Origin of the sequence: Streptomyces lushanensis, from assembly GCF_001700515.1 — a bacterium.
Taxonomy (GTDB): Bacteria; Actinomycetota; Actinomycetes; order Streptomycetales; family Streptomycetaceae; genus Streptomyces; species Streptomyces lushanensis.
Map to the genome: position 1 here is coordinate 22,423 of NZ_MAUD01000096.1, position 25,237 is coordinate 47,659.

Consider the following 25,237-nt stretch of genomic DNA (forward strand, 5'->3'; position numbering starts at 1 on the left):
GACGACCTCGGAGGAGCACACCATGGACGCGCGACCGGGCAGGGCCGAGGAGTTCGAGGAGCTGCGGCCACTGCTGTTCTCGATCGCCTACCGGATTCTGGGCAGTGTGGGTGAGGCCGAGGACGCGGTGCAGGAGACCTGGCTGCGCTTTGACGGTTCGTCGACCCGGCCCGCGTCGACCAAAGCCTTTCTGTCGGCCGTGGTGACACGGATCTCGATCGATGTGCTGCGGTCGGCGCGGGTGCGGCGGGAGGAGTACGTGGGCCCGTGGTTCCCCGAGCCGCTGCTCAGCGATCCGTACCAGGATCCGGCGCGGGCGGTGGAGCTGGCCGACTCGGTGTCGATGGCGGCGCTGTTGCTGCTGGAGCGGCTCAGCCCGCTGGAGCGGGCGGTGTTCGTGCTGCGGGAGGTGTTCGCCTTCGGGTTCGACGAGATCGCCACCGCGGTGGGCAGGTCGGAGGCGGCGTGCCGGCAGCTGCTGGTGCGGGCCCGGCGGCACATGGAGGCCGGACGGCCGCGGTTCGCGGCGGACCGTCAGGAGCGGCAGGAGCTGGCGACGCGGTTCCTCGACGCGCTGAAGGACGGCGATGTGGAGGCGCTGCGGAATCTGCTCGCCACCGATGTGCGGCTGGTCGGGGACGGCGGCGGCAAGGCCCCGCAGCTGGCCAGAGCCGTCACGGGCGCGGAGAACGTGGCCAGGGTGCTGGGCGCGTTCTTCCCCCGGCTGACCCGGGTCGACGTGACGTTCGAGCCGCACGAGGTCAACGGCCAGCCCGGCGTGGTCTTCCGCGACCGGGACGGCAGGGTCCTGTACATCCTGGCCCTCGATGTGCTCGGCGGGCGGATCCAGACCATCCGTTCCGTGATCAATCCCGACAAGCTCGGCCACCTCGGGCCGGTCGCCGACGCCTGGGCCGTCCACCACGAGATCAGGCAGGCCCGCCCGCGCCCGAACCGGCGTTGAGGAGTCCGCGCGCGGGGGCCGACAGAGGTCCCCGCAGCGGACCACGTCGGCCCCGGCCGACCCGTACCCGCCCCGGCACCAGCACCAACAATTCATTTGCCCCACTGTCACCGGCGTGGCATACGCTGCACACAGGAGTGGCCGCGCCCCGCACCCCGTTCTCATCACCTCATCAGCCTTCATCAGCCTTCATCAGCAACGGTGTTCGGAAGCCGCGCGGCCCGGCTCAGCACCCGGCCCATCCACCGGGTCTCTTTGTGGGGGGTACGAATCACCGTGCGTACGCGCACCCTGTCGACCGCGCTCGCGGTCCTCATCAGCTCGTCGGCGCTCGCCGTCGGCACCGCGGGCTCGGCCACCGCCGACTCCGCCGCGGCCCTGCCCATCAGCTCGTACGGCGATCTCGCCGTGGACGGTGTCCACAAGCGGGTCTACATCAGCGACCCGAGCGGCAACAAGGTCGTCGTCACCGACTACGCGGGCAAGCTCGTGACGACCGTCACCGGTCTCCCCGGCGTACGGGATCTGGCGATCGCGCCCGACTCCGCCACCGTCTACGCGGCCGTCCCGGGCGACAGCAGCGTCGTGGCCATCGCCACCTCCACCGTGACCGAGGCGGCCCGGTACGCGACCGGCGAGAACACCGGTCCGAAGACGCTCGCCGTGGCCGGCGGCCGGGTGTGGTTCGTGTACGGGGGGCAGGATCCCACGCACCGCCTGGGCTCGTTCGACCCTGCCGCGAGCACCCCCGAGGTCGCTCTCGACCAGCTTCCCAACGGGTGGTGGCAGGAGGCCCCCGAGCTGGAGTCCGCCGGGAACACCCTGGTGCTCGGCACCCACAGCACCTGGTCGAGCCTGGCCGTGTACGACGTGTCCACCGGCGCTCCCGTCCTCCTCAAGGAGGGCATGCCGGCCGAGGCCACGGAGTACATGGACGACTTCGCGCTGAGCGCCGACGGCAAGAAGATCGTCGCGGCGTCGGGCGAGTCCCCGTACGCGGGCACCGCGATCAACACCGAGGACCTCACCCGTACCGGCGCCTACCTCACCGAGGCCGGCAGCCCCACCTCCGCCGCGATCGCTCCGGACGGCACGGTCGCGCTGTCCACGTTCGCCTGGTACGACAAGGACGTCTTCGTCTTCAAGCCGGGTACGACGAAGCCGTACCGCACCTACACCTACGCGCAGACCGCGACCGGCGGCGACACCATCGCCAACCAGGGACTGGCCTGGGCGCCGGACAGCAGCCGGCTGTTCGCCGTCGCCGAGGGTTCCGGCAAGCACTATCTGCGCGTGCTGGAGAACGCCGCCCGCTACCCGTCGGCGGTGAGCGTCGCCGCGCCCTCGAAGGCCACGCGCGCCAAGAAGATCACCGTCACCGGCAAGCTGGCCTCCGCCAAGGCGTTCCCGGCGGGCACGAAGGTCACCGTCGTCCGCACCGACATCGCCTCGCCCAAGGGCCGCTCGCTCGGTACGAAGACGGTCAGCTCCGCCGGCACGTTCTCCTTCACCGACGCCCCGCCCGCGGGCGGCAGTGTCACCTACAGCGCGCAGTACGCGGGCGACGCCACGCACGCGCCCGCGACGGGCAAGGACACGGTCGCCGTCTCGCGCACGGCCACCGCCCTCTCCCTCAACCACAACGGCGCCGTCTACGCCTACGGCGCCGATGTCTCCTTCACCGCCCACCTCGGCAAGACCTTCTCGAACCGCGTCGTCGAGATCTGGGCCGACCCGGCCGGCGGCGACAAGCCCAAGAAGCTGCTGAAGAGGGGCAAGGTCAACTCCAGGGGCGACCTGTCCGCCACCGTGGACATGACCCGGGACACCTCGGTCACCGCCGTCTACACGGGCGACACGCGCTCGGGTCCCAAGACGGTGAAGTCGAGCGCCTTCGCCAACGTCAAGGTCTCCACGGCCGTCTCCAAGCACTACAAGACGGGCAAGATCGGCTCCACGTCGTACTACTGGTTCCACAAGAACACCGACCCGCTCCTGACGACGTCGATGACGTACTACAAGGGCCGTGCGCAGCGCTTCCAGCTCCAGGTCTACTACCAGGGCACCTGGTACGACTCGGGCTCCGAGTACTTCGCCCTGGCCACCAACGGGAAGTCGGCGGTGCAGCTCGGAGCGCCCGGCGAGGCCGGGATCCGCGCCCGTATGCGCTCCTCGTACATCAACGGGTCCTCGGGCGACACCGTGAACTCGACCACGCACGGCGCGTGGAAGTACATGTACTTCACGAAGTAACCGCCGCAGAGGAAGTAACCGCCGCAGAGCGAGTGTCACGGCGTGGGCGTCACGAACGCCGGTGAGGCCGGGTCCCCGTCGCGGGGCCCGGCCTCACCGGCGTCTTCGCCTCACGCGGTCACCGGTCGTACGCGTCGGCCGCGCACCGCCAGAAGTCCCGCATCAGATCGGGCGGCGTCGGGCCGGACATCTCCAGCTGGCTGAGCAGGACGGTGACCGTGCCGGTGGACGGGACGACATGGGCCGTCGTTCCCGTACCGCCGACCCAGCCGTAGCGTCCCGGTACGTTCCAGGGGTCGACCGGCGCAATGTCGACCGAGCCTCCGAAGCCCCAGCCCTGGCCCTCCAGGAACAGCCTGCCCGCGTCGCGCTGGGCCGGGGTGAGATGGTCGGTGGTCATCAGCCTGACGGACTCGGGCGTGAGGATCCGGCGTCCGCCGGCGGTCCCGTCCGCGAGCAGCATCCGGCCGAAGGCGAGCCAGTCGTCGGCGGTGGAGACCAGACCGCCGGCGCCCGACGGGAAGGCCGGCGGGCTGCTCCACCGTCCGTCGGGCGCGTCGACCAGTTCGAGACCGCCCGCGAAGCCGGTGGAGCCGTCGGGGTCGGTGGAGTCGTCGGCGCGTCGGCGGTAGCAGCTCGCGAACCGGCCGAGGTCGGCGCGCGGTACGTGGAATCCCGTGTCGGCCATACCGAGAGGTTCGAAGATCCGCTCGGCCAGGAACTCGGGCAGCGGACGGCCCGAGACCCGTGCGATCAGCACGCCCTGGATGTCGGAAGTGGTGTTGTACAGCCAGGCGTCGCCCGGCTGGCTCAGCAGCGGGATACGGGCCAGCGTCGCCATCCACGCGTCCGGCGGCGCGATCCGATCAGGCTGCGGCGGCCCTTGCCTCAGCTCACTGAACAGCGGCGCGACCGCCGGGAGCGAGAAGTCGGCGGGGAAGCCGTGTCCGGCACGGGCGGTGAGCAGATCGGCGACGGTGATCGGCCTGGTGGCCGGGACCACGTCGTCGACGGGAGACTCCGGCGTCCGGACGACGTACGGCGACGCCAGCTCCGGCAGCCAGGGCGCGACCGGATCGTCCAGCGCCATCCGGCCGTCCTCGACCAGCGTCATGACCGCGGCGGCGGTGACGGGCTTGGTGATCGAGGCGATACGGAAGATCGTGTCCCTGGTGACCGGGGCGGTGCCCTCGATGTCGAGGGAGCCCGCCGTCCTGACCTCGACCCGGTCGCCGCGGGCCACCAGGGCCACCGCTCCGGGCACCGGCCCCTCGCTGATGTGCTTGTCCAGAACGTCGCGCAGTTCACTCATCGGTCCACCTTCTCGGTCCACGGTCTCGGTCCGCCGTCCCACCTGTGCGGTCGGAAGGGAGACCTCGGCCGTGGCCGGAATTCATCGGTCACCGGGTCGGTCACCAAATCGGTCACCAAGAGGGTCACCGAAACGGGTACCGAGAAGCTCGCAGGACCTAGTGCGCGATGCTGTCGATCAGTTCGCGCGCGCCCTGCCGCAGCAGCGAGACGGCCACGGACGTGCCGAGCGTCGCGGGATCGAGCGGGCCCGCCCACTCGTGGGCGTTGAGCACGGTCTTGCCGTCGGGCGTGAAGACACACGCGCGCAGGGCGAGGTCACCGTTGCGCTGGGCCCGGGCGTATCCGGCGATCGGTGAGTTGCAGTGGCCCTGGAGGACATGGAGGAACATGCGTTCCGCCGTCGTCTCACGGTAGGTGTCCGGATCCCCGAGGCCGCTGACGGCGTCTATCAGGACGGTGTCGTCCTCGCGGCACTGGATGGCGAGAACGCCCGCGCCGATCGGCGGGCACATCGTCTCGGGCGAGAGGATCTCGGTGATCACGTCCTCGCGGCCGATGCGTTCGAGGCCCGAGACGGCCAGGAGGATGGCGTCCGCCTCGCCCGCGGCGAGCTTCTCCAGCCGGCGGTTGGCGTTGCCCCGGAACGGGACGCACTCCAGATGCGGGTGGGAGGCGGCGAGCTGGGCGACGCGGCGCACCGAGGAGGTGCCGATCCGGGTGCCGGCCGGGAGTTCGCCGAGAGTGAGGCCGCCCGGGTGGACGAGGGCGTCGCGGATGTCGTCGCGCTTGAGGAAGGCGGCGAAGGTCGTGCCCGCGGGCAGCGGGCGGTCCGCGGGAATGTCCTTGACGCAGTGCACGGCGAGGTCCGCCTCACCGGAGAGCAGGGCGGCGTCGACCTCCTTGGTGAAGGCGCCCTTGCCCTCGACCTGGCTCAGGTCTCCCATCCACTTGTCGCCGGTGGTCCTGACCGGCAGGACCTCGGTCACGACACCCGGGTGGAGCACGGCCAGCTCGGCGCGGACGCGGGCCACCTGGGCGAGGGCCATGGGCGAGTCGCGGGAGACGATACGGATCAGCTCAGGGACCGACATGGCACCCACGATAGACCGTCGCGTCCGCACCCGGGCAGCCCGCCCGTCCCTCCCGCCCGACGGCGGCGGGGACGGGCGGACCGTACGCACGCGGCTCCCGGCGGCCGGCCGGGGTGTCCGATGCCGGTCAGCCGTTGTGCCGGATCAGGGATTCCACCAGGCCGGAGCGGGTCGCGGGGAAGTCCAGCGGTACGATCCCGAGCCCGCGCCAGCCGCTCGCCTCCGCGCCGTCGAGGAACGTGTGTACCTGTGGATTGAGCCGGTCGGAGTTCCACCGGGGCGGCAACAGGGCCGCCGTGCTCACGTAGTTGACGAACAGTTTGCCGGGCTGCTGGACGGCCTTGCGGAAGTGGGCCTCGATCTTGGGGTACTTGGCGAAGGGCTCGGCCTGGTAGTCGTCCTGGATGTCGAACAGGCCGCCGTCGCCGTACCGCACACCGGGCAGCCCGCCGTTGTCCGCGAGCAGCACGACCCGTCCGCGCGCCTCGCCGAGCGTGGGCAGACCGCCGTCGAGCCGGAAGAGGGAGCGCCAGCCCTTGCCGTCGAGATAGGTGTCGAAGATCCGCCGGAACTCGGCGTCGCTCTCCTCGGAGTACTCCTGCTTGAGCCGCATCAGCACGGTCTCGGAGGGGTGGGCGCGCAGGAAGTCCCGGCAGGCGCCGAGCACGTCGTCGAAGTTCAGGTTCTGGTAGAACGCGGCGTGGTGGATGCTGAACGCGTTGTCGAAGGCGCGGCAGCGTACGTCCAGGAAGCGGATGCCGCTGTTCAGCTGCGCGGCGACGGTGGTGTTCTGGCACGCCACCCACAATCCGCCGACCTGCGCGCCGGAGTTGTGCGTACCGGGAATCGTCAGCCGCTGCACGGGCGTGGCGTCACCGAGACCGCCCATCCAGTCCTGCGGGGCGAGCGCCCGCCGCGAGGCGGCGACGGCCGGGGCCGCGCCGACGAGGGCGGTGGCGGAAACAGCGAGCGCACCGGCCAGAAAGCCGCGGCGCGTACCGGTATGGGTGCTCATACGAGGGTGCCTCCGTCTGCTGTGGGGGGTCAGCCCTCGGATTATGTCCGGTACACGTCACACCCGGAACAGGCTCGAATGAACGGCGGCGGAATGAACGGAGCGCAGCACAAAGGGCGGTGAGCCGAAGCCCACCGCCCTCCGTACATCTGTACCGGAACCCGCGGCGCCACCGCCGAGCCGGGAACCGGCGGGAACTGCCGGGAACCAGCTGGAACTAGCGGATGACCGTGATCCGGTCCGCCGCCGGCGGGGTCAGCGGGGACTGGGCCGACGAGTTCGCCGCGAGGTACGCGTTCAGCAGGTCCAGGTCCGAGGGGCCGACCAGCTTGTTCTTGCCCTGGCCGAGCGCCGCGAAGCCGTCGCCGCCGCCGCCGAGGAACTCGTTCATCGCGACACGGTAGGTCTTCGCCGGGTCGATCGCCTCACCGTTCAGCTTCACCGTGTCCACGAGGATGCGGTCCGCGCCCGTCTTCCTCTTGTCCAGGGTGTAGGTGAGGCCCTTCGACACCTGAAGGTACTTCGGAGACGTCAGGTTCAGACCGCTCACCTGCTGCTGGAGAGCGGTGATGACCTGAGCGCCCGTCAGATCGAACACGTTCATCATGTTGGTGAACGGCTGGACCGTGAAGGCCTCGCCGTAGGTCACGACACCGTCGCCCTCGGCCGCCGACGCCTTGTAGACCAGGTCGGCCCTGATGCCGCCCGGGTTCATGAAGGCGAGCTGCGCGCCGCCCTTGTCGGCCGGTGCCGTACCCGCGAGCTGGGCGTCAGCGATCAGGTCACCGAGCGGGGACTCTTCGGTCGTCGCACCGCGGCCGTTGATGTCCGCGGAGATGTAGCCCTGGGGGGTGTTGGAGATCGGCGCGGCCAGCTTGTTCCAGCGCCCGATCAGGTCCGTCATGTCCTGGGCCTTGGGCTGGTCACGGCTGACGACGTGGTTCGCCGACTTCACACTCGCCCGCACGATGTCGTTGGTACGACGGTCGTAGGTGAGCGTGGTGTCCGTGTACAGCCTGCCGAACGACGCGGCCGACGTGACCAGACGCGGGTTGCCGGCCGGGTCCGGGATGGTGCAGGCGTAGGCGTTGTGCGTGTGGCCGGTGACCAGCGCGTCGACCTGCGGCGAGATGCCCTTCGCGATGTCGACGATCGGGCCCGAGATGCCGCCGCCGGGCGCCGGGCTGTCACAGTCGTAGTTGTACGAGGAGGAGGCCGGCGAGCCGCCCTCGTGGATCAGCGCGACGATCGAGTTGACGCCCTGCTCCTCCAGCTCCTTGGCGTACTTGTTGACCGTCTCGATCTCGTCGTGGAACTTGAGTCCCTTGACGCCCTCGGCGGTCACGATGTTCGGCGTGCCCTCCAGGGTGACACCGATGAAGCCGATCTTGATGCCGTGGCTCTTCCAGATCTCGTACGGAGCGAGGATCGGCTTGCCGGTCTTCTCCGACGTCACATTGGCCGCGAGGTACGGGAAGTCGGCGCCCTTGAACTTCTTCCCCTTCTCGTAGCAGCCGTCGACCGGGTGACAGCCGCCCTTCTGGAGACGGGCCAGCTCGACGGCGCCTTCGTCGAACTCGTGGTTGCCGACGCCGGTCACATCGAGGTCGAGCCCGTTGAGCGCCTCGATGGTCGGCTCGTCGTGGAAGAGGCCGGACAGCAGCGGGCTGGCGCCCACCATGTCACCGGCCGCCGCGGTGATGGAGAACTTGTTGCCCTCGCGCGCCTTGCGCAGCGAGGTCGCCAGGTACTCGACACCACCGGCGGGGACCGTCTTGACCGAGCCGTCGGCCTGCTTCTCGTTGACGTTCGCGGACGAGCCCGTGGGAGGCTCCAGGTTTCCGTGCAGGTCGTTGAAGGAAAGGAGCTGGACCTTGACCAAGTCGTCCTTGTGGTGGCCCTTGTTCCCGTCGTCGTCCTGACTCGCCACGGCCGGCATCGCCGCGACGAGCGCTCCGACAGTGGCCAGTCCTGCGGCGGCGGCGAGCAGCCGCCGGGTCGCGCGCTTGTTCTGCGGTCTCGCTGACATCGGTCCCCTTGTGGATCGAACGTATGCCTGAAGAATCTTGAGGGTATTCAGGTTCTTGAGGTGTTGAGAGTCATGAAAAGTCCGGAGTCTTATGAAGACGACGGCAGCCTAGGGTCAACGCGCGTAGCACGACAGGGGGTCCCGGGTTACAAGACGGTTGACTTTGCGGGTGGGGAAGCTGTCGGGGGACGGGCGGATCTGCGATACGGGCCCGCCGTCGCCGTACCCTCGATCCATGACTGACGCAGCAGCCCGCGAGCCCGGCCGGCAGATCCAGACCCTTGACGCGCTGACCACGGAACAGGCCGAGGACGTGTCCGACCTGCTGGCCGACGCGGTCGCCTCGGACGGGGTACAGGCCGTCTCCGAACAGGGCAGGCTCCAGTTGCGCGGCGGACACCGCGAGGGCGTACGGCACTTCCTGCTCGACGTCGAGGGCGAACTCGTCGGTTACGCGCAGCTGGAGGACACCGATCCCGTCGAGGCGCCGGCCGCGGAACTGGTCGTACGGCCCGGCTGCCGCGGCCAGGGCCACGGCCGGGCGCTGGGCACCGCGCTGCTGGGCGCGTCCGGCAAGCGGCTGCGGGTGTGGGCGCACGGCGGCAAGTCGGCGGCCCGGCATCTCGCCCAGGTGCTCGGGCTGACGCTCTTCCGCGAACTGCGCCAGTTGCGGCGCCCGTTGGGCCAACCGGGCGTCACCGAGGCGGCGCTGCCCGCCGGCGTCACCATCCGTACGTTCGTGCCCGGACAGGACGACGCCGGCTGGCTCGCGCTCAACGCCGCGGCTTTCGCGCACCACCCGGAACAGGGCTCGCTGACGCAGCGTGACCTGGACGACCGCATGGCCGAGCCGTGGTTCGACCCGAAGGGCTTCTTCCTGGCGGAGCGCGGCGGGGAGCTGATCGGGTTCCACTGGACCAAGGTGCACGCCGAGGAGCAGATCGGCGAGGTGTACGTCCTCGGCATCCGCCCCGACGCGCAGGGCGGCGGTCTCGGCAAGGCGCTCACCGTCATCGGGCTGCGCCATCTCGCGGCGCAGGGTCTGCCGACCGCGATGCTGTACGTGGACGCGGACAACGCGGCGGCGGTGACGGTGTACGAGCGGCTCGGCTTCCGTACGCACGAGGTGGACCTGATGTACCGCACGGAGTCCTGACCGAGGGTCCCGGAGCGTGGGACGGCGGCCTCGGGGGCCGGCGACGGCGCCAGGGTGCCGGGCGACGGTCCCGGGGCGCCCGGGCGGCGGCCTCAGGGCGACGGGCGGCAGTCCTGGGACGCCGGGGCCCTCGGCCTCGAAGCGCGGGGCGGCAGGCCCGGAGCGCCGGGCGACGACCTCGGAGCGCCGACCGACGGCCCCGGAACGCCAGGCGACGGTCACGGAGCACCGGACGACGACCCCGGAGCACCGGACCGCGGTCCCGGACCCCCAGGCGACGGCCCCGAGCGCCGGCCGACGGTGCCGTAGCGCCGGGGCTACGAACCCGGAACGCCGGTCGACGCCCCTGAAGCACCGGACCGCGGCTTCGGAACACCGGGCCACGGCCCCGAGCGCCGACCGACAGTCCCGGGGCGCCCGGGCGGTGGCCTCGGGACACCGGGCGGCGGCCTCGGAGCGCCCGGCGAGGACCCCGGCCGGTACCCCGGCCGGCCCCGGCCGCCCGCCCCGTTTCAGCCGGCCCGGCAGGCCGGCAGGCCCGGCCGGCAGCCCCGGGCCCGCGCGGGTCAACCGGCAGGCCCGAATCATCACCCCGCGCGCACGACCCGTGACAGCATGTGCTCCGGCGCACCCTCGCCGCCGTCGCGCCGGAGCGCCCCCGATCCGCTCCAGAACACCCCCGGGGAGCCCTGTCCCGCTTTCCTTCACGTCATGTCACCGTTACCGGCCATTCAGACGGTCTTGCGACTCTCTCCCAATGCAGCCCGCTCTGCCCCCCTCATCGAACGGCAGGATCCGCCTCGCCCCTGCCCTCTCCGACGCGCCGGTCGTCCCCTCTGCGCGGAAGAATGGGGACATGAGCCAGCAGCCCGCCGAGGTACCGGTACAGCAGACCCAGCCCTCCGTCGGTTTCATCACCGCCCACCGCCCTCACACGGTCGCCACGGCCTCCTCCGGCCTCGAACCCGATCTGGACTCCGATCTCGACGTGTACGAGGAGGACGGCGACCAGGAGGGCGACGAGCTGCCCCAGGGGCGCTTCCTCGACCGTGAGCGCAGTTGGCTGGCCTTCAACGAGCGCGTCCTGGAGCTCGCCGAGGACCCCGCGACCCCGCTGCTCGAACGGGCCAATTTCCTCGCCATCTTCGCGTCCAACCTGGACGAGTTCTTCATGGTCAGGGTGGCCGGTCTCAAGCGGCGCATCGCGACCGGTGTCGCCACCCGTTCCGCGTCCGGCCTCCAGCCCCGCGAGGTCCTCGATCTGATCTGGACCCGCTCCCGCGAGCTCATGGCCCGGCACGCCGCCTGCTACCAGCAGGACATCGCGCCCGCCCTGGCCGACGAGGGCATCCACATCATCCGCTGGCCCGAGCTGACCGACAAGGAACAGGCGCGTCTGTTCACACTTTTCCGACAGCAGATCTTCCCGGTCCTCACACCGCTGGCCGTCGACCCGGCGCATCCCTTCCCGTACATCTCCGGGCTCTCGCTCAATCTGGCCGTGGTCGTACGCAATCCCGTCAGCGGCCACCGGCACTTCGCGCGCGTCAAGGTGCCGCCGCTGCTCTCCCGCTTCCTGGAGGCCTCGCCGCAGCGGTACGTCCCGCTGGAGGATGTGATCGCCGCCCATCTGGAGGAGCTGTTCCCCGGGATGGAGGTGTTGGCGCACCACATGTTCCGGGTGACCCGTAACGAGGACCTGGAGGTGGAGGAGGACGACGCCGAGAACCTCCTCAAGGCGCTGGAGAAGGAACTGATGCGGCGCCGCTTCGGCCCGCCCGTCCGGCTGGAGGTCGAGGAGTCGATCGACCCGTACATCCTCGATCTGCTGGTCCGCGAGCTGAAGGTGTCCGACGCCGAGGTCTATCCGCTGCCGGGACCGCTGGATCTGACGGCGCTCTTCGGGATCTCGCGGCTGGACCGGCCCGAGCTGAAGTACCCCAAGTTCATAGCGGGCACGCACCGCGATCTCGCCGAGGTGGAGTCGGCCTCCGCGCCGGACATCTTCGCCGCGCTGCGCGAACGCGACGTGCTCCTGCACCACCCGTACGACTCGTTCTCGACCTCCGTCCAGGCCTTCCTGGAGCAGGCCGCGGCCGATCCCGACGTGCTGGCCATCAAGCAGACGCTCTACCGCACCTCCGGCGACTCGCCGATCGTGGACGCGCTGATAGACGCGGCGGAGTCGGGCAAGCAGGTCCTCGTCCTGGTCGAGATCAAGGCGCGCTTCGACGAGCAGGCGAACATCAAGTGGGCGCGGAAGCTGGAGGAGTCCGGCTGCCATGTGGTGTACGGCCTGGTCGGGCTGAAGACGCACTGCAAGCTCTCGCTGGTGGTACGGCAGGAGGGTGACACTCTGCGCCGCTACAGCCATGTCGGCACGGGCAACTACCACCCGAAGACGGCGCGGCTGTACGAGGACCTCGGGCTGCTCACCGCGGACCCGCAGGTCGGCGCCGACCTGTCCGACCTGTTCAACCGGCTGTCGGGCTACTCGCGCCGGGAGACCTACCGCCGGCTGCTGGTCGCTCCGAAGTCGCTGCGTGACGGACTGATCGCCCGGATCAACAAGGAAGTCGCGCACCACCGGGCGGGACGGCCCGCCTATGTCCGCTTCAAGGTCAATTCGATGGTCGACGAAGCGATCATCGACGCCTGCTACCGGGCCTCGCAGGCGGGCGTGCCGGTCGACGTCTGGGTCCGGGGCATCTGTGCCCTGCGTCCCGGGGTCGCCGGGCTCTCCGAGAACATCCGGGTGCGCTCGATCCTGGGCCGCTTCCTGGAGCACTCCCGGGTCTTCGCCTTCGGCAACGGCGGGGAGCCGGAGGTCTGGCTCGGCAGCGCGGACATGATGCACCGCAATCTCGACCGGCGTATCGAAGCACTGGTCCGGGTCACCGATCCGGCCCACCGCGCGGCACTCACCCGGCTGCTGGAGACCGGGATGTCCGACGACACCTCCTCCTGGCACCTCGGCGCGGACGGCAACTGGACCCGGCATGCCACGGACCAGGACGGCCGGCCGCTGCGGAACGTACAGGAAATGCTCATAGACGCCCGGAGGCGCCGGCGTGCAGCACCATGAAGTGGACATCGACCCCTTTGTCGCGGGCGACACCGACCGCCTGACGGCGGGCGAGGTCCTGTCCGGATATCTGCACGCCCGCGCGGGAGACTTCCTGCGCGGGCTGCGGATGTACGGCGAGAGCGGCTCGGACACGGCGGCGGCCGAGGCCGCGGCCCGTACGCTGCGCGGCGCGGCGCGCAGGATCGGCGGCGGACTGCACACGTACCGGCCGCTGCTCGATCCCGCCTGGGCCGACCAGCTCCGTACGGAACTGGGCTGGCTCTCCGGCACCCTCGCCCAGGAACACGCGTGTACGAGCAGGCTGCACCGGCTGCTCGGCGCGCTGGCCCGGCTCTCGGGCGCGACGGCGGCGTCGGCCGCGCCCGTCTCGCGTTCGGAGGACCGGCCCGAGGGCGCGCCGCCCGGCACGCTCACGGTCGGGGCGTCCCGCGCGGGGGCGCTGCTGGACCGTCAGCTCACCCTCGCCAGGACGCGAGCCCATTCGGCGGCGCTCCAGGCGCTCGGCTCGTCGCGCTTCCACGCGGTGGCGGACGCGGTGGCCGTACTGGCCTCGGAGGTACCGCTCGGGCCGCTGGCCGCGGCGCCCGCCGTGGAGGTGATGGCCGAGCCCGGTGAGCTCACGGCCCGGCAGCTGCTGGACGCGGTGGCCGCGCTGCCGCTGGCGCGCGCGGCGCATCCGTACAACGCGGAGGCCCTGGTCCACGGTCTCGCCACCGCCTCGGAGGGCGAGGCGCAGGACGCGCCCTGGCACCAGGTACGGCAGTTGCTGCGGCTGCACCGTTACGGGCAGGAGGTCTGGTGCGCGGGCGGCGCCCCCGACCCGATGCTGCTGGGCGCGGGCCAGGCGCTGGACCGGCACCGGGACGCGGCCGAGGCGGCGGCAGCCGCCGCGAACGCGGCCCGTACCCCGCGGATCGCTCCGGCGACGGCGTACGCCCTGGGCGTCCTGCACGCGGACCAGCGCCTTGAGGTGGAGGCGGCGCGTTTCGCCTTCCAGCAGGTGTGGCAGCAGATGCCGATGGCGGCGAGCGCGCCGTGACCGGCCACGGGCACGAGTACGGCCGGGACCGCGACGGCGCGGGCGGGCCCGACGGCGCGGGCGGGCCCGAGGACGAGATCGGGCCCGACGGCGCGTACACGTACGAGCGCGGGGGCATCGCGGGCGACGGCGAGGACGGCGGCCCCACGGCGGGCGCCGGGCACGACGGTCCGGACGACACCGTGCTCGCGGCCGGCTGTGTCCTCTGGCGCCGCCCGCGCGAGGGAGCCGGCGGACCCGAGATCTGTCTCGTGCACCGGCCGAAGTACGACGACTGGTCGCACCCGAAGGGCAAGCTCAAGCGCGCGGAGGACACCCTGGCCGGCGCCCTGCGCGAGGTGTACGAGGAGACCGGGCACCACTGCGCGCCCGGCGCCCGGCTCGGCACGGTCCGCTATCTCGCCCAGGGCCGTCCCAAGCTGGTCAGTTACTGGGCGGCGGAGGCGACGGACGGCGCCTTCACGCCGAACACCGAGGTCGACCGCATAGTCTGGCTCGCTCCCGCGGCGGCCCGGGAGCGGCTCACCCAGCCCCGCGACCGCGTCCTGGTGGACGCCTTGCTGGACGCGCTGCACGCGACCTGATCCCGTTTCACGGCCGACGGACCGGTGGGTGATTTCGAGCATGATCAGCCGTCAGCAGCAGCAGAAAACGCCCCCAAGATGAACCGGACCCTTCAAAAGAAAGGTCGGCACCGGGCTGTATGCCATGGTTCACTTTCCGTTCACCCTTCCCCGTCGGCGGCTTCATCTGATCTGCCTAATTTCGGGCTTACACGGTGACGGTCACAGCGCCCCACCAACCACCCCGACACACGCCGCCGTCAACTCGTATGCGACAGGCGGCTCTTGGAAGGAACACCCGAAGTGAAGCTTCAGCGCAAGAACGGGCTGCGTGCTACCGCGCTCGGTGCCCTCGCCGTCTCCGGCGCCCTGGTTCTCACGGCGTGTGGATCGGACGACAACAGCAACCCCAGCGACCCTTCGTCGAAGCCCGCCGCCTCGGCGAACGCTGTGTGTGAGGGCGCTAAGGGCCAGCTTCTCGCGTCCGGTTCCAGCGCGCAGAAGAACGCCATGGACCTCTGGATCAAGAACTACATGGCCGCCTGTCCCGGTGTGGAGGTCAACTACAACAGCTCCTCCTCCGGTGAGGGCATCATCGCCTTCAACCAGGGCACCGTCGGCTTCGCCGGCTCCGACTCGGCGCTCAAGCCCGAAGAGGTCGCCGACTCGAAGAAGATCTGCTCGGGCGGCCAGGGCATCAACCTGCCCATGGTCGGCGGACCGATCGCCATCGGTTACCACCTGGAGGGTGTGGACAGCCTCGTCCTCGACGCCCCCACCCTCGCCAAGATCTTCGACAGCAAGATCAAGAGCTGGGACGACGCGGCCATCGCCAAGCTGAACCCCGACGCCAAGCTCCCGAAGAAGCCCATCCAGGCCTTCCACCGCTCCGAGGACTCCGGCACCACGCAGAACCTCGGCAAGTACCTGAGCGCCACCGCCGCGTCCGACTGGAAGTACGAGGCCGAGAAGAAGTGGCCCGCCCCCGGCGGCCAGTCGGCGTCCGGCTCCTCCGGTGTCGCCACCCAGGTGAAGCAGGTCGACGGCGCGATCGGTTACTTCGAGCTCTCCTACGCCACCTCGCAGCAGATCTCCACGGTCAAGATCGACACGGGTGCCAGCGCCCCCGTGGAGGCCTCGTCCGACAACGCCTCCAAGGCCATCGCCGCCGCCACGGTCAAGGGCACCGGCAAGGACCTGGCCCTGGAGCTGGACTACGCCACCAAGGCCGAGGGTGCCTACCCGATCGTCCTGGTGACCTACGAGATCGCCTGTGACACGGGCAACAAGGCCGAGACGCTTCCCACCGTCAAGTCTTTCCTGACCTACACCGCCAGCGACGAGGGCCAGAAGGTGCTCTCCGAGGCCGGCTACGCCCCGATCCCCGCCGAGATCAACGCCAAGGTCCGCGAGACGGTCGCCGCCCTCTCGTAGTACCCGGCACAGCAGGTGACGGCAGCCGGCCCGGCGCAGCGCAACGCTCCGGGCCGGCGGCCGTCCACCCATCCGGTGCACCGCCGCCAGGGGAGCCATCCCTCCCCCACACAGACCGGAAAGATCATGGCTTCCACCACACCCACAGACACCCCACCGGCTCCGCCGCTCAGCCCCAGGTCGGGCACCTCCACAGGGCGCGCGGGCGACAAGATCTTCTCGGGCCTCTCCAAGGGCTCGGGCATTCTGCTGCTCGTCATCATGGCGTCGATCGCGGGGTTCCTGACCTACCGCGCCGCCATCGCCATCTCCAAGGACGAGGGCAACTTCCTCACCACGTTCGACTGGAACGCGTCCGCCGACCCGCCGGTCTTCGGAATCGCGGTCCTCCTCGTCGGTACGGTCATCAGCTCGATCGTCGCGATGGTCATCGCCGTCCCGATCGCCGTCGGCATCGCGCTGTTCATCTCGCACTACGCGCCGCGCCGGCTGGCCGCGCCCATCGCGTACATCGTGGATCTGCTCGCCGCCGTGCCGAGCATCATCTACGGCATCTGGGGCGCCATCGTCCTCGTGCCGTACCTCGCGGGTCTCAACCTCTGGCTCGACCAGTACTTCGCGTGGACGTACATCTTCGACCAGACCCAGCCCGGTGTCGCCCGCAACATGCTCACCGTCGGCATCCTGCTGGCGATCATGATCCTGCCGATCGTGACCAGCGTCAGCCGGGAGGTCTTCCTCCAGGTCCCGCGGATGAACGAGGAGGCGGCACTCGCCCTCGGCGCCACCCGCTGGGAGGTCATCCGGCTCTCCGTCCTGCCGTTCGGGCGCTCCGGTGTCATCTCCGCCTCGATGCTGGGCCTCGGCCGCGCGCTCGGCGAGACGATGGCCGTCGCCACGGTCCTGTCCCCCAGCTATCTGATGTCGCTCCATCTGCTCGACCCGGGCGGCGGTACGTTCGCCCAGAACATCGCGGCGAAGTTCGGCGAGGCCAACGGGGTCGGGCGTGACGCCCTGATCGCCTCCGGTCTCGTGCTCTTCGTCCTGACTCTGCTGGTGAACGGTGCGGCCCGGCTGATCATCGCGCGCCGCAAGGAGTACTCGGGGGCCAACGCATGAGCCACGCAGCCATACAGGACACACCGACCCCGCTGCCGCCCTCGGCGGGCGGGAAGAGCCTCAGCAGCCGTGGCCTCCCCCGCTGGGCACCGGCCGGATTCGCCGTCGTCGGCATCCTCGTCGGTGTGGGCATCGGTGCCGCGGCCGGTCTCGACAGCAAGGTCCAGTGGGGCCTGATCGCCGTCGTCGCCTTCCTCGTCACCTCGTACGTCACCACGACGGTGGTCGAGAACCAGCGCCAGGCCAGGGACCGTCTCGCCACCAGCATCGTCTGGGTGTGCTTCATCCTCGCCGTCATCCCGCTGTTCTCGCTGCTCTGGACCACCATCAGCCGCGGCGTGAAGTCGCTCGACCCGTACTTCCTGACCCACTCGATGTCCGGTGTGCTCAGCTCCCAGGCCGGCGGCGGCGTCTACCACGCGCTGGTCGGCACGCTGGAGCAGGTCGCCATCGCCACCGTGATCGCGACGCCGATCGGTCTGCTGACCGCCGTCTACCTGGTGGAGTACGGCAAGGGCGCGCTGGCCAGGGCCGTGACGTTCTTCGTGGACGTCATGACGGGCATCCCGTCCATCGTGGCCGGTCTCTTCATCCTCTCGATCATGCTGATGGCCGACATCCAGCAGTCCGGCCTCATGGGCTCGCTCGCCCTGACGATCCTGATGATCCCCGTGGTGGTCCGCTCCACCGAGGAGATGCTCAAGCTCGTACCGAACGAGCTGCGCGAGGCCGCGCTCGCCCTCGGCGTACCGAAGTGGCGCGTGATCCTCAAGGTGGTGCTGCCGACCGCGATCGGCGGTATCACCACCGGTGTGATGCTCGCCGTCGCGCGTATCTCCGGTGAGACCGCGCCGATCATCCTGCTCGTCTTCGGCAGCCAGCTCATCAACACGAACCCGTTCGACGGTCCGCAGTCGTCGCTGCCCTTCTACATCTTCGAGCAGTACAAGGTGGGTGAGGTCGCTGCGATCGACCGCGCCTGGGCCGCGGCCCTGGTGCTGATCGCCTTCGTCATGATCCTCAACCTGGTGGCGCGCGGTATCGCCCGCTGGAAGGCCCCGAAGACCGGCCGCTGAGGCCCGACATCCGGCTCCGCCGCGCGGGGCCACGAAAGAAGCAGTGATTGACATGGCCAAGCGAATCGACGTCAGCGGACTCTCCGCCTACTACGGCTCCCACCGGGCGATCGACGACATCTCGATGACCGTCGAGCCCCGCTCCGTGACGGCCTTCATCGGCCCGTCCGGCTGCGGCAAGTCCACCTTCCTGCGCACGCTGAACCGGATGCACGAGGTCACTCCCGGTGGCCGCGTCGAGGGCAAGGTGCTCCTGGACGACGAGAACCTGTACGGCCCGAACGTCGACCCGGTCGCCGTGCGCCGTACGGTCGGCATGGTCTTCCAGCGCCCCAACCCGTTCCCGACGATGTCGATCTTCGACAATGTCGCGGCCGGTCTGCGGCTGAACGGCACGGTGCGCAAGAGCGAGCTGGCCGACGTCGTGGAGCGCTCCCTCAAGGGCGCCAACCTCTGGAACGAGGTCAAGGACCGGCTGAACAAGCCCGGCTCCGGTCTCTCCGGCGGTCAGCAGCAGCGTCTGTGCATCGCCCGCGCGATCGCGGTCGAGCCGGACGTCCTGCTGATGGACGAGCCGTGCTCGGCGCTCGACCCGATATCGACGCTGGCCATCGAGGATCTGATCGGTGAGCTGAAGGAGCGCTTCACGATCGTCATCGTGACGCACAACATGCAGCAGGCGGCGCGCGTCTCGGACCGTACGGCGTTCTTCAACCTGGCCGCCGTCGGCCAGCCCGGCAAGCTCATCGAGATCGACGAGACCGAGCGCATCTTCTCCAACCCGTCCGTGCAGGCCACCGAGGACTACATCTCCGGCCGCTTCGGCTAGGGCAAGAGCCGTCCTGCGGTGCTGCATGGCGGTGCCACCGCACGGCGAAGGGCCCGCCTCCTCTCCCAGGGGGGCGGGCCCACTTCTTTGTGTCTTGAGGCTCTTCGTGCCTCTGCGGCTCGTCGCGTCCTTACGGCTCTTCGTGTCTTCACGGCTCTTCGCGTCTTCACGGCCCGGCTCAGCCGAACGTCAGCTGCACAATCCAGAAGCTCAGCGCGGCCACCAGTGCGGCGGCCGGCATGGTGACGAACCAGCCGAGAACGATGTTCTTCGCGACGCCCCAGCGCACCGCGTTCACCCGCTTCGTCGCGCCGGCGCCCATGATCGCCGAGGTGATGACATGCGTCGTCGAGATCGGCGCCTGAAACAGGAACGCCGAGCCGAACATGATCGACGCGCCGGTCGTCTCCGCCGCGAACCCCTGCGGCGGGTCCAGCTCGATGATCTTCCGGCCCAGCGTTCGCATGATGCGCCAGCCACCCGCGTACGTACCCAGCGAGAGCATCAGCGCGCACGCGATCTTCACCCAGATCGGGATCGAGTCCCCCGAGTCCTCCACATCGGCGATGACCAGGGCCATCACCACTATGCCCATCGTCTTCTGCGCGTCCTGCAAACCGTGCCCGAGCGCCATCCCGGCCGCGGACACGGTCTGGGCTATCCGGAAGCCACGCTTGGCCTTGTGCGGGTTGGAGCTGCGGAAGATCCACAGGATGCCGACCATCACCAGATAACCGACGAGCAGGCCGACGACCGGCGACACGAACATCGGGACGACGACCTTCTCCAGCACTCCGGACCAGATCACATCGCTGCCGCCGGCCAGCGCCGCGCCGACGATGCCGCCGAAGAGCGCGTGGGAGGACGAGGACGGAAGCCCGTAGTACCAGGTGATCAGATTCCAGACGATCGCACCGACCAGCGCGGCGAAGAGGATGCCCATCCCCTTCGATCCATGCGGTGTCTCGATCAGCCCCTCGCTGACGGTCTTGGCGACTCCCTGGCCGAGGAACGCGCCCGCGAGATTCATCACCGCGGCCATCGCCAGAGCGGCGCGCGGGGTCAGGGCCCGGGTGGACACCGAGGTCGCGATGGCGTTCGCGGAGTCGTGGAAACCGTTGGTGTAGGTGAAGCCGAGCGCGACACCAATGGTCACGATCAGTGCGAAGGTGTCCACGTGGTTCAGGACTCCTTGACCGCGATGGTCTCCACCGTGTTCGCGACGTGCTCGAACGCGTCGGCGGCCTCTTCCAGCACATCGACGACCTGCTTGAGCTTGAGCACCTCCATCGCGTCGTACTTGCCGTTGAAGAGATGGGCCAGCAGTTTGCGGTGGATCTGGTCGGCCTGGTTCTCCAGCCGGTTGACCTCGATCCAGTACTCGGTGAGGTTGTTCATCGTCCGCAGGTGCGGCATGGCCTCCGCGGTCAGTTCGGCGGCCCTGGCCAGTACCTCGATCTGCTGCTCCACGCCCTTGGGCAGCTCCTCGATGTTGTAGAGGACGACCAGGTCGACGGCCTCCTCCATGAAGTCCATGATGTCGTCGAGCGAGGACGCGAGGTTGTAGATGTCCTCGCGGTCGAAGGGCGTGATGAAGGAGGAGTTGAGCTGATGGAAGATCGCGTGAGTCGCGTCGTCGCCCGCGTGCTCCGCCGCCCGCATCCGCTCCGCGATCTCGGCCCGGGCGGAGGAATCCGCCCCGAGGAGTTCCATCAGGAGTTTCGAGCCCGTGACGATGTTGTCCGCGGACGCGGCGAACATGTCATAGAAGCTCGTCTCCCTGGGGGTCAGACGAAAGCGCACCTGGGGTCCTCGGGTTACATGGAATTCGGTCAGGGTGATGCTAGGCGCATCATCCGGCCACTGCTAAGCGGCCGGTCCCAAGTGTCGCCCATCAGACAAGGTGATAAGCACAGGGCCCTGCCCCAAGGCCCACAGACAGGTACCATATACCCACGAGGGGTATATCCACCTTTTCGGACAGACTGCGGCGGACCGCCGGCAGCGCACCGACAAACCGCTGTAACACGGCGGACACACAGGAGGACGCGATGACGACCACCGAGGCGGCCGGCGCGGCGACGAGCGACGCGCCCTCCGCCATCACCGACCACGACCGCGGTGTGCACGGATATCACCAGCAGAAGGACGAGCACCTCAAGCGGCTGCGCAGGATCGAAGGGCAGATCCGGGGCCTTCAGCGGCTGGTCGACGAGGACGTCTACTGCATCGACATACTGACCCAGGTCTCCGCCTCGACCAAGGCGCTCCAGTCCTTCGCGCTCCAGCTCCTGGAGGAGCATCTGCGCCACTGCGTCGCCGATGCCGCCGTCAAGGGCGGGGAGGAAATCGACGCGAAGGTGGAGGAAGCAACCAAGGCGATCGCGCGGCTGCTGCGCACCTGAGGCCCACTCACCCCATCCGCCGTGCTGCCCGGCGGCCGTCCCCCGCACTGTCCGGCGCCCCCGCCTGTGCCCGACATCACTTTCGCGCGTGACATCACCTTCGCACCCGACGTCGCATTCGCGCGTGACATCACCCTTGCGCCCGACATCGCCTTTGTGCCCGATGTCACAGGTGGTGCGGAGACGGCGAGGAGGACGGGGAGGGCGAGGAGGACGGGCGGTGTCACGGACGTACCGGCCGGGGCGCGGCGGGACCGCGCCCCGTCGCGGGCCTCACTCCCAGGGAGAACTCCAGAACAGCGCCCGCTCGGACTCCTCCAGGAGGGCCCGCTCGGCCGCCACGTTCAGCACCTCGTCGATACGGTCCGGGCTGAGCCGGTCCTCGTCCGCGGCGGACGCCGCGATCATCAACTCACCGCACAACTCGATCTCGGCGAGGGCCACGCGGTCCTGGACGGTCGGCGTACGTAACAGAGCCACGTGCTATCACCTCTTCCTGCCGGTGTCGACTTCCTAGCGTAGGGAGGGTGATACAGCCCGCGCATGGCACGTCCGGACCATTTCCGGCTTGGTCCTCCATGGTTACGGCCGGATCCGATCTTGCCGATCCATGATCGGGCCACCCGGCCCGCCTTCCACCGGGAGCCGAAGGGCGGCAGTGGGAAATCCACGCCGAACCGGCGGCGGACCGCGGCGGATCCGCCGCAGATCCGGGAGAAATCCGTACGGGCCCGCGCTCAGGCTTTGATCTCCCCGGCGAAGATGTCGCCGGACGGAGGCAGCGCGACCGAGACCGTGACCCCGAACGCGTACAGCAGTGTGGTCGACGCGACATCGACCGTATGCCCCTGATTGACATAGCTGAACTGATGCCGGACCTTGCGCAGCCGTCCGTCCTCGTCCAGATACGCGTCGAACGGCACCGCGTCCTCGCCGAACCCCTTGGCCGCGGCGGCCAGCGCGCCGCGCGCGTACGGCGCCGCCGACCGCGCGGCCCCGCCGATGTAGGTGGTGCCCCGGTAGTGCCAGACCCGGGTGCCCGCGAGATCCTTCTCACCGACAAAGGCCACATTACGGGCGGCGCGCAGCAGTTCGGCCGCGGTCAGCGGATCGGTCGCACCGCCGGTGACCAGATTCCCGTCCTCCAGCGTGGTCGAATCCACCCTGACCCACTTGTCGGCGGGCACACCGGCCCCGCGGTTCTTCATGTAGAGGGCGGCGGGCGAGAGCAGTTCGGTGATGGGCCGGTGCCGGTTCACACCCGCGGGGTCCTTCGGCAGCACGACCCTGAGCCGCCCCATCCGGCGCGCAAAGTCGTATCCACCCTCGCCCCGGATGGTCACGCGCGTCCCGCCGGCCGCCATCTCCATGGACGTACGGGCCTTCGAACTGCCCGCCGCGAGCAGGACGTCCGCCGCCCTGAGCACCGCCCCCGGATCCTGGGCCGGCCGGTCGTCGGCCATGGCCCCGCCGCCTCCCGAGCAGCCGGCGGTCGTGGCGACGACGCCTGCCACGGCCACGACGGCGAACGCCACGTTCCTGCGTCTGTGCTGCTGCACCACCATCGCCTGCCAACCCCCAACGCCTGGCCGTCGCTTGTCCTAAGCCCACCCGCTCCGGATAACGACGCCCCGCGTTCCCCGTCACGCCGGGCCGTGCGCCCGGCCCTGTGCCCGGCCCCGCTCCGGGCCCTGGGCCCGCCTCTGCACCCGGCCGCCTGCCCGGCTCTGCACCCGGCCGTGCCGGGCACTGTGCCGGACCCCGCCACAAGGCACCAGCGCCTCGGTACGGTGGAGTTCGTGCCCGAGCAAGACACCTCAGGTCCCGCCACCGCCACTTCGACCCCCACCACTTCGGCCCCCGCTCCATCCCCCACCGCACCCTCCGGTTCCTTATTTCAGCCCATATCGCCGCACATCACCTCGACCGTGGAACGCGGTTCGTTCTGTCTGGCCCGCTGCTCGTGCGGCTGGTCCGGCCCCGCCCGCAGATCCCGTGACCGCGCCCGCACCGACGCGGCCTCCCACACGCCGCAGAGCTGAAGCGGAACCTTACGATCCGGAATCTCCCATTCCGGAACCGTCGGTCCCTGAGGCACACTTCCCTCCTCAGGAGGTCGTCACATGGAACGGCGCACAGTGCTCACCGCGGCGGCGGTCGCCCTCACGGCGGCTGCCGCGTCCGCGTGTTCCGGCGGCGGCCACGACCGGCCCGGCGGCACGGGCACCGGCGGTGACAAGGGCGGACCGCCCGGCACCACGGGCCCCGCCCGCGGCGCTACGGCGAAGCCCCCGGCCGGCGCCCCTGACTGGGCCGCGCTGGCGGAAGGGCTCGACGGAGATCTCGTACGGCCCGACGACTCGGCGTACCCGACGGCCCGCCAGCTCTACAACACCCGGTTCGACTCCCTGAAGCCCGCGGCCGTCGCGTACGCCGCCGGCGAGGACGACATCCAGGAGTGCCTCGCCTTCGCCAGGGCCCATGGCACTCCCGTCTCGATCCGCGGCGGCGGACACTCCTACGCGGGCTGGTCCAGCGGCAACGGCCGTCTCGTCATCGACACGTCGAAGCTCGACTCGCTCGACCACGCGGCCACGGACGGGATCGTCGGCGCGGGCGCACGGCTCGGCGACGTCTACCGCACCCTCGCCGAACAGGGCCTCACCATCCCCGCGGGCTCCTGTCCCACCGTCGGGGTCTCCGGGCTCACTCTCGGCGGCGGACACGGCGTGGCCGCCCGCGCCTACGGTCTGACCTGCGACAGCCTCACCTCCGCCACCCTCATCACCGCCGACGGCCGACGGCTGACCGCCGACGCCGAACAGAACAAGGACCTCTTCTGGGCGCTGCGCGGCGCGGGCAACGGCAACTTCGGCGTCGTCACCGAGCTGCGCTTCCGCACGCATCCCGCGCCCGCGAGCGTCTCCGCCTTTCTGAGCTGGCCCTGGTCGAAGGCCGAGACACTGCTCGCCGCGTGGCAGCGCTGGGGCCCCGACCAGCCCGACGAGATCTGGTCCTCGCTCCATCTCTCGGCGGGCCCCGGCGGCGCCGCGCCCACCATCTCCCTGTCGGCCTTCTCCCTCGGCGACGAGGACGACCTGAAGAACGCCCTCGACCGGCTCGCCGACGGCCCGGGAGGCCCCGGCCCGGCAAGCTCCGTATCCCTGCGTCAGCGCGGGTACGGAGACGCGATGCTGGTGTACGGGGGCTGCTCCGGGCTCGACGAGGAGCAGTGCCATCTGCCCGGCACGACACCCGGCCGCAGTGCGCGAGGCGCGCTCCAGCGCGAGACGTACGCCGCCGCCTCGGACTTCTACGACCGCTCCCTCTCGCCCGCCGGGCTGCGCGCCCTCGTCTCGGCCGCCGAGGCATTCACCCGGCTGCCGCCGGACAGGAGCGGGGACGGGAGCGGCAGCGGGGGCAGCGGCGGCTCCCTCGCGCTCACCGCGCTCGGCGGCGCGGTCAACCGGGTGGATCCGCTCGCCACGGCCTTCGTCCACCGGCGCTCGCGGTTCCTGGCCCAGTACATAGCCGCCTGGCAGCCCGGAACCTCCGGATCCGCACAGCGCGCATGGCTGAAAACCACCCATGAGTCGCTGCGCCGGTACGCGTCGGGAGCGGCGTACCAGAACTACACGGACCCGACGCTGACGGACTGGCGTTCGGCCTACTACGGTCCCGCCGCGGACCGGCTGGCACGGCTGAAGACGCGGTACGACCCGGACCGGCTCTTCGACTTCCCGCAGGCGCTCTGACCGGCCTGCCGCGCGGCGTTCCGGCCGCCCGGCACGGACCACTGCCGCCGTCCGGTACCGGCCGGCCGCTGTCGCCCGTACGGCCCACCGAGGTGGCCGTACGGGCG

The 25,237-nt window shown here is 70.1% G+C and carries 20 protein-coding genes; 12 read left to right on the top strand and 8 right to left on the bottom strand.

Annotated elements, in window-relative coordinates:
- Positions 1-22: 22 nt before the first annotated feature.
- A complete protein-coding gene (locus BFF77_RS09325; protein ID WP_066946219.1) occupies positions 23-964 on the top strand; it encodes an RNA polymerase sigma-70 factor in 942 nt (313 codons plus the stop codon).
- A 276-nt stretch (positions 965-1,240) separates the two neighbouring features.
- On the top strand, positions 1,241-3,217 hold the full coding sequence (locus tag BFF77_RS09330; RefSeq protein WP_066946222.1) for a WD40 repeat domain-containing protein: 1,977 nt from the start codon (positions 1,241-1,243) through the stop codon (positions 3,215-3,217).
- 118 nt (positions 3,218-3,335) lie between these two features.
- Here BFF77_RS09330 and BFF77_RS09335 read toward each other — a convergent pair whose 3' ends face one another.
- From BFF77_RS09335 to BFF77_RS09350, 4 genes are all read right to left on the bottom strand, one after another.
- Positions 3,336-4,529, bottom strand: a complete 1,194-nt coding sequence (locus BFF77_RS09335; protein WP_066946225.1) for a serine hydrolase domain-containing protein — start codon at positions 4,527-4,529, stop codon at positions 3,336-3,338.
- 157 nt (positions 4,530-4,686) lie between these two features.
- Positions 4,687-5,622, bottom strand: a complete 936-nt coding sequence (gene hemC / locus BFF77_RS09340; protein WP_066946228.1) for a hydroxymethylbilane synthase — start codon at positions 5,620-5,622, stop codon at positions 4,687-4,689.
- Positions 5,623-5,749: 127 nt separating this feature from the next.
- Positions 5,750-6,637, bottom strand: coding sequence for a phosphatidylinositol-specific phospholipase C (locus tag BFF77_RS09345; protein WP_066946231.1), 888 nt, complete (start codon positions 6,635-6,637; stop codon positions 5,750-5,752).
- Positions 6,638-6,854: 217 nt separating this feature from the next.
- Positions 6,855-8,666, bottom strand: coding sequence for a bifunctional metallophosphatase/5'-nucleotidase (locus tag BFF77_RS09350; protein WP_066946234.1), 1,812 nt, complete (start codon positions 8,664-8,666; stop codon positions 6,855-6,857).
- Positions 8,667-8,901: 235 nt separating this feature from the next.
- Here BFF77_RS09350 and mshD point away from each other — a divergent pair, with 235 nt between their 5' ends.
- The 8 genes from mshD (at position 8,902) to pstB (ending at position 18,970) form a co-directional block, all read left to right on the top strand.
- Entirely contained in the window at positions 8,902-9,822 is a 921-nt protein-coding gene (gene mshD / locus BFF77_RS09355; protein ID WP_066946237.1) for a mycothiol synthase, read from the top strand.
- Between the two features lie 856 nt (positions 9,823-10,678).
- Positions 10,679-12,907 (top strand): RNA degradosome polyphosphate kinase, encoded by a 2,229-nt coding sequence (locus BFF77_RS09360; protein WP_066946238.1) that lies wholly within the window; start codon positions 10,679-10,681, stop codon positions 12,905-12,907.
- Positions 12,894-13,949, top strand: coding sequence for a CHAD domain-containing protein (locus tag BFF77_RS09365; protein WP_425424360.1), 1,056 nt, complete (start codon positions 12,894-12,896; stop codon positions 13,947-13,949). Before BFF77_RS09360 ends, BFF77_RS09365 begins: the two co-directional genes overlap by 14 nt.
- A 116-nt stretch (positions 13,950-14,065) precedes the next feature.
- Positions 14,066-14,533: an NUDIX hydrolase gene (locus BFF77_RS09370; protein ID WP_079124971.1), complete on the top strand. Its 468-nt coding sequence runs from the start codon at positions 14,066-14,068 to the stop codon at positions 14,531-14,533.
- Positions 14,534-14,815: 282 nt separating this feature from the next.
- On the top strand, positions 14,816-15,946 hold the full coding sequence (pstS, locus tag BFF77_RS09375) for a phosphate ABC transporter substrate-binding protein PstS (protein ID WP_066946244.1): 1,131 nt from the start codon (positions 14,816-14,818) through the stop codon (positions 15,944-15,946).
- A gap of 126 nt (positions 15,947-16,072) precedes the next feature.
- Positions 16,073-17,065, top strand: coding sequence for a phosphate ABC transporter permease subunit PstC (pstC, locus tag BFF77_RS09380; RefSeq protein ID WP_066946247.1), 993 nt, complete (start codon positions 16,073-16,075; stop codon positions 17,063-17,065).
- A complete protein-coding gene (pstA, locus tag BFF77_RS09385) occupies positions 17,062-18,141 on the top strand; it encodes a phosphate ABC transporter permease PstA (RefSeq protein WP_066946254.1) in 1,080 nt (359 codons plus the stop codon). Before pstC ends, pstA begins: the two co-directional genes overlap by 4 nt.
- A gap of 52 nt (positions 18,142-18,193) precedes the next feature.
- The gene (pstB, locus tag BFF77_RS09390) at positions 18,194-18,970 is read left to right on the top strand and encodes a phosphate ABC transporter ATP-binding protein PstB (RefSeq protein WP_066946257.1); all 777 of its coding nucleotides are present in this window, start codon (positions 18,194-18,196) and stop codon (positions 18,968-18,970) included.
- A gap of 178 nt (positions 18,971-19,148) precedes the next feature.
- Here pstB and BFF77_RS09395 read toward each other — a convergent pair whose 3' ends face one another.
- Both BFF77_RS09395 and BFF77_RS09400 read right to left on the bottom strand, forming a co-directional pair.
- Entirely contained in the window at positions 19,149-20,147 is a 999-nt protein-coding gene (locus BFF77_RS09395; protein WP_066946260.1) for an inorganic phosphate transporter, read from the bottom strand.
- Between the two features lie 5 nt (positions 20,148-20,152).
- Positions 20,153-20,773: a DUF47 domain-containing protein gene (locus BFF77_RS09400; RefSeq protein WP_066946263.1), complete on the bottom strand. Its 621-nt coding sequence runs from the start codon at positions 20,771-20,773 to the stop codon at positions 20,153-20,155.
- A gap of 248 nt (positions 20,774-21,021) precedes the next feature.
- Between BFF77_RS09400 and BFF77_RS09405 the strand changes: the two genes are divergently transcribed.
- Positions 21,022-21,375, top strand: a complete 354-nt coding sequence (locus tag BFF77_RS09405) for a metal-sensitive transcriptional regulator (RefSeq protein WP_066946266.1) — start codon at positions 21,022-21,024, stop codon at positions 21,373-21,375.
- A 273-nt stretch (positions 21,376-21,648) separates the two neighbouring features.
- On the opposite strand, the gene BFF77_RS09410 is transcribed toward BFF77_RS09405, so the two are convergent.
- Positions 21,649-21,855 carry a hypothetical protein gene (locus BFF77_RS09410; RefSeq protein ID WP_066946269.1) on the bottom strand — a complete coding sequence of 69 codons (207 nt, stop codon included), beginning with the start codon at positions 21,853-21,855 and terminating at the stop codon, positions 21,649-21,651.
- Between the two features lie 257 nt (positions 21,856-22,112).
- The gene (locus BFF77_RS09415) at positions 22,113-22,940 is read right to left on the bottom strand and encodes an SCO4651 family lipoprotein (RefSeq protein WP_066946272.1); all 828 of its coding nucleotides are present in this window, start codon (positions 22,938-22,940) and stop codon (positions 22,113-22,115) included.
- A gap of 558 nt (positions 22,941-23,498) precedes the next feature.
- Here BFF77_RS09415 and BFF77_RS09420 point away from each other — a divergent pair.
- Entirely contained in the window at positions 23,499-25,130 is a 1,632-nt protein-coding gene (locus BFF77_RS09420; RefSeq protein ID WP_066946275.1) for an FAD-binding oxidoreductase, read from the top strand.
- Positions 25,131-25,237: the final 107 nt, after the last annotated feature.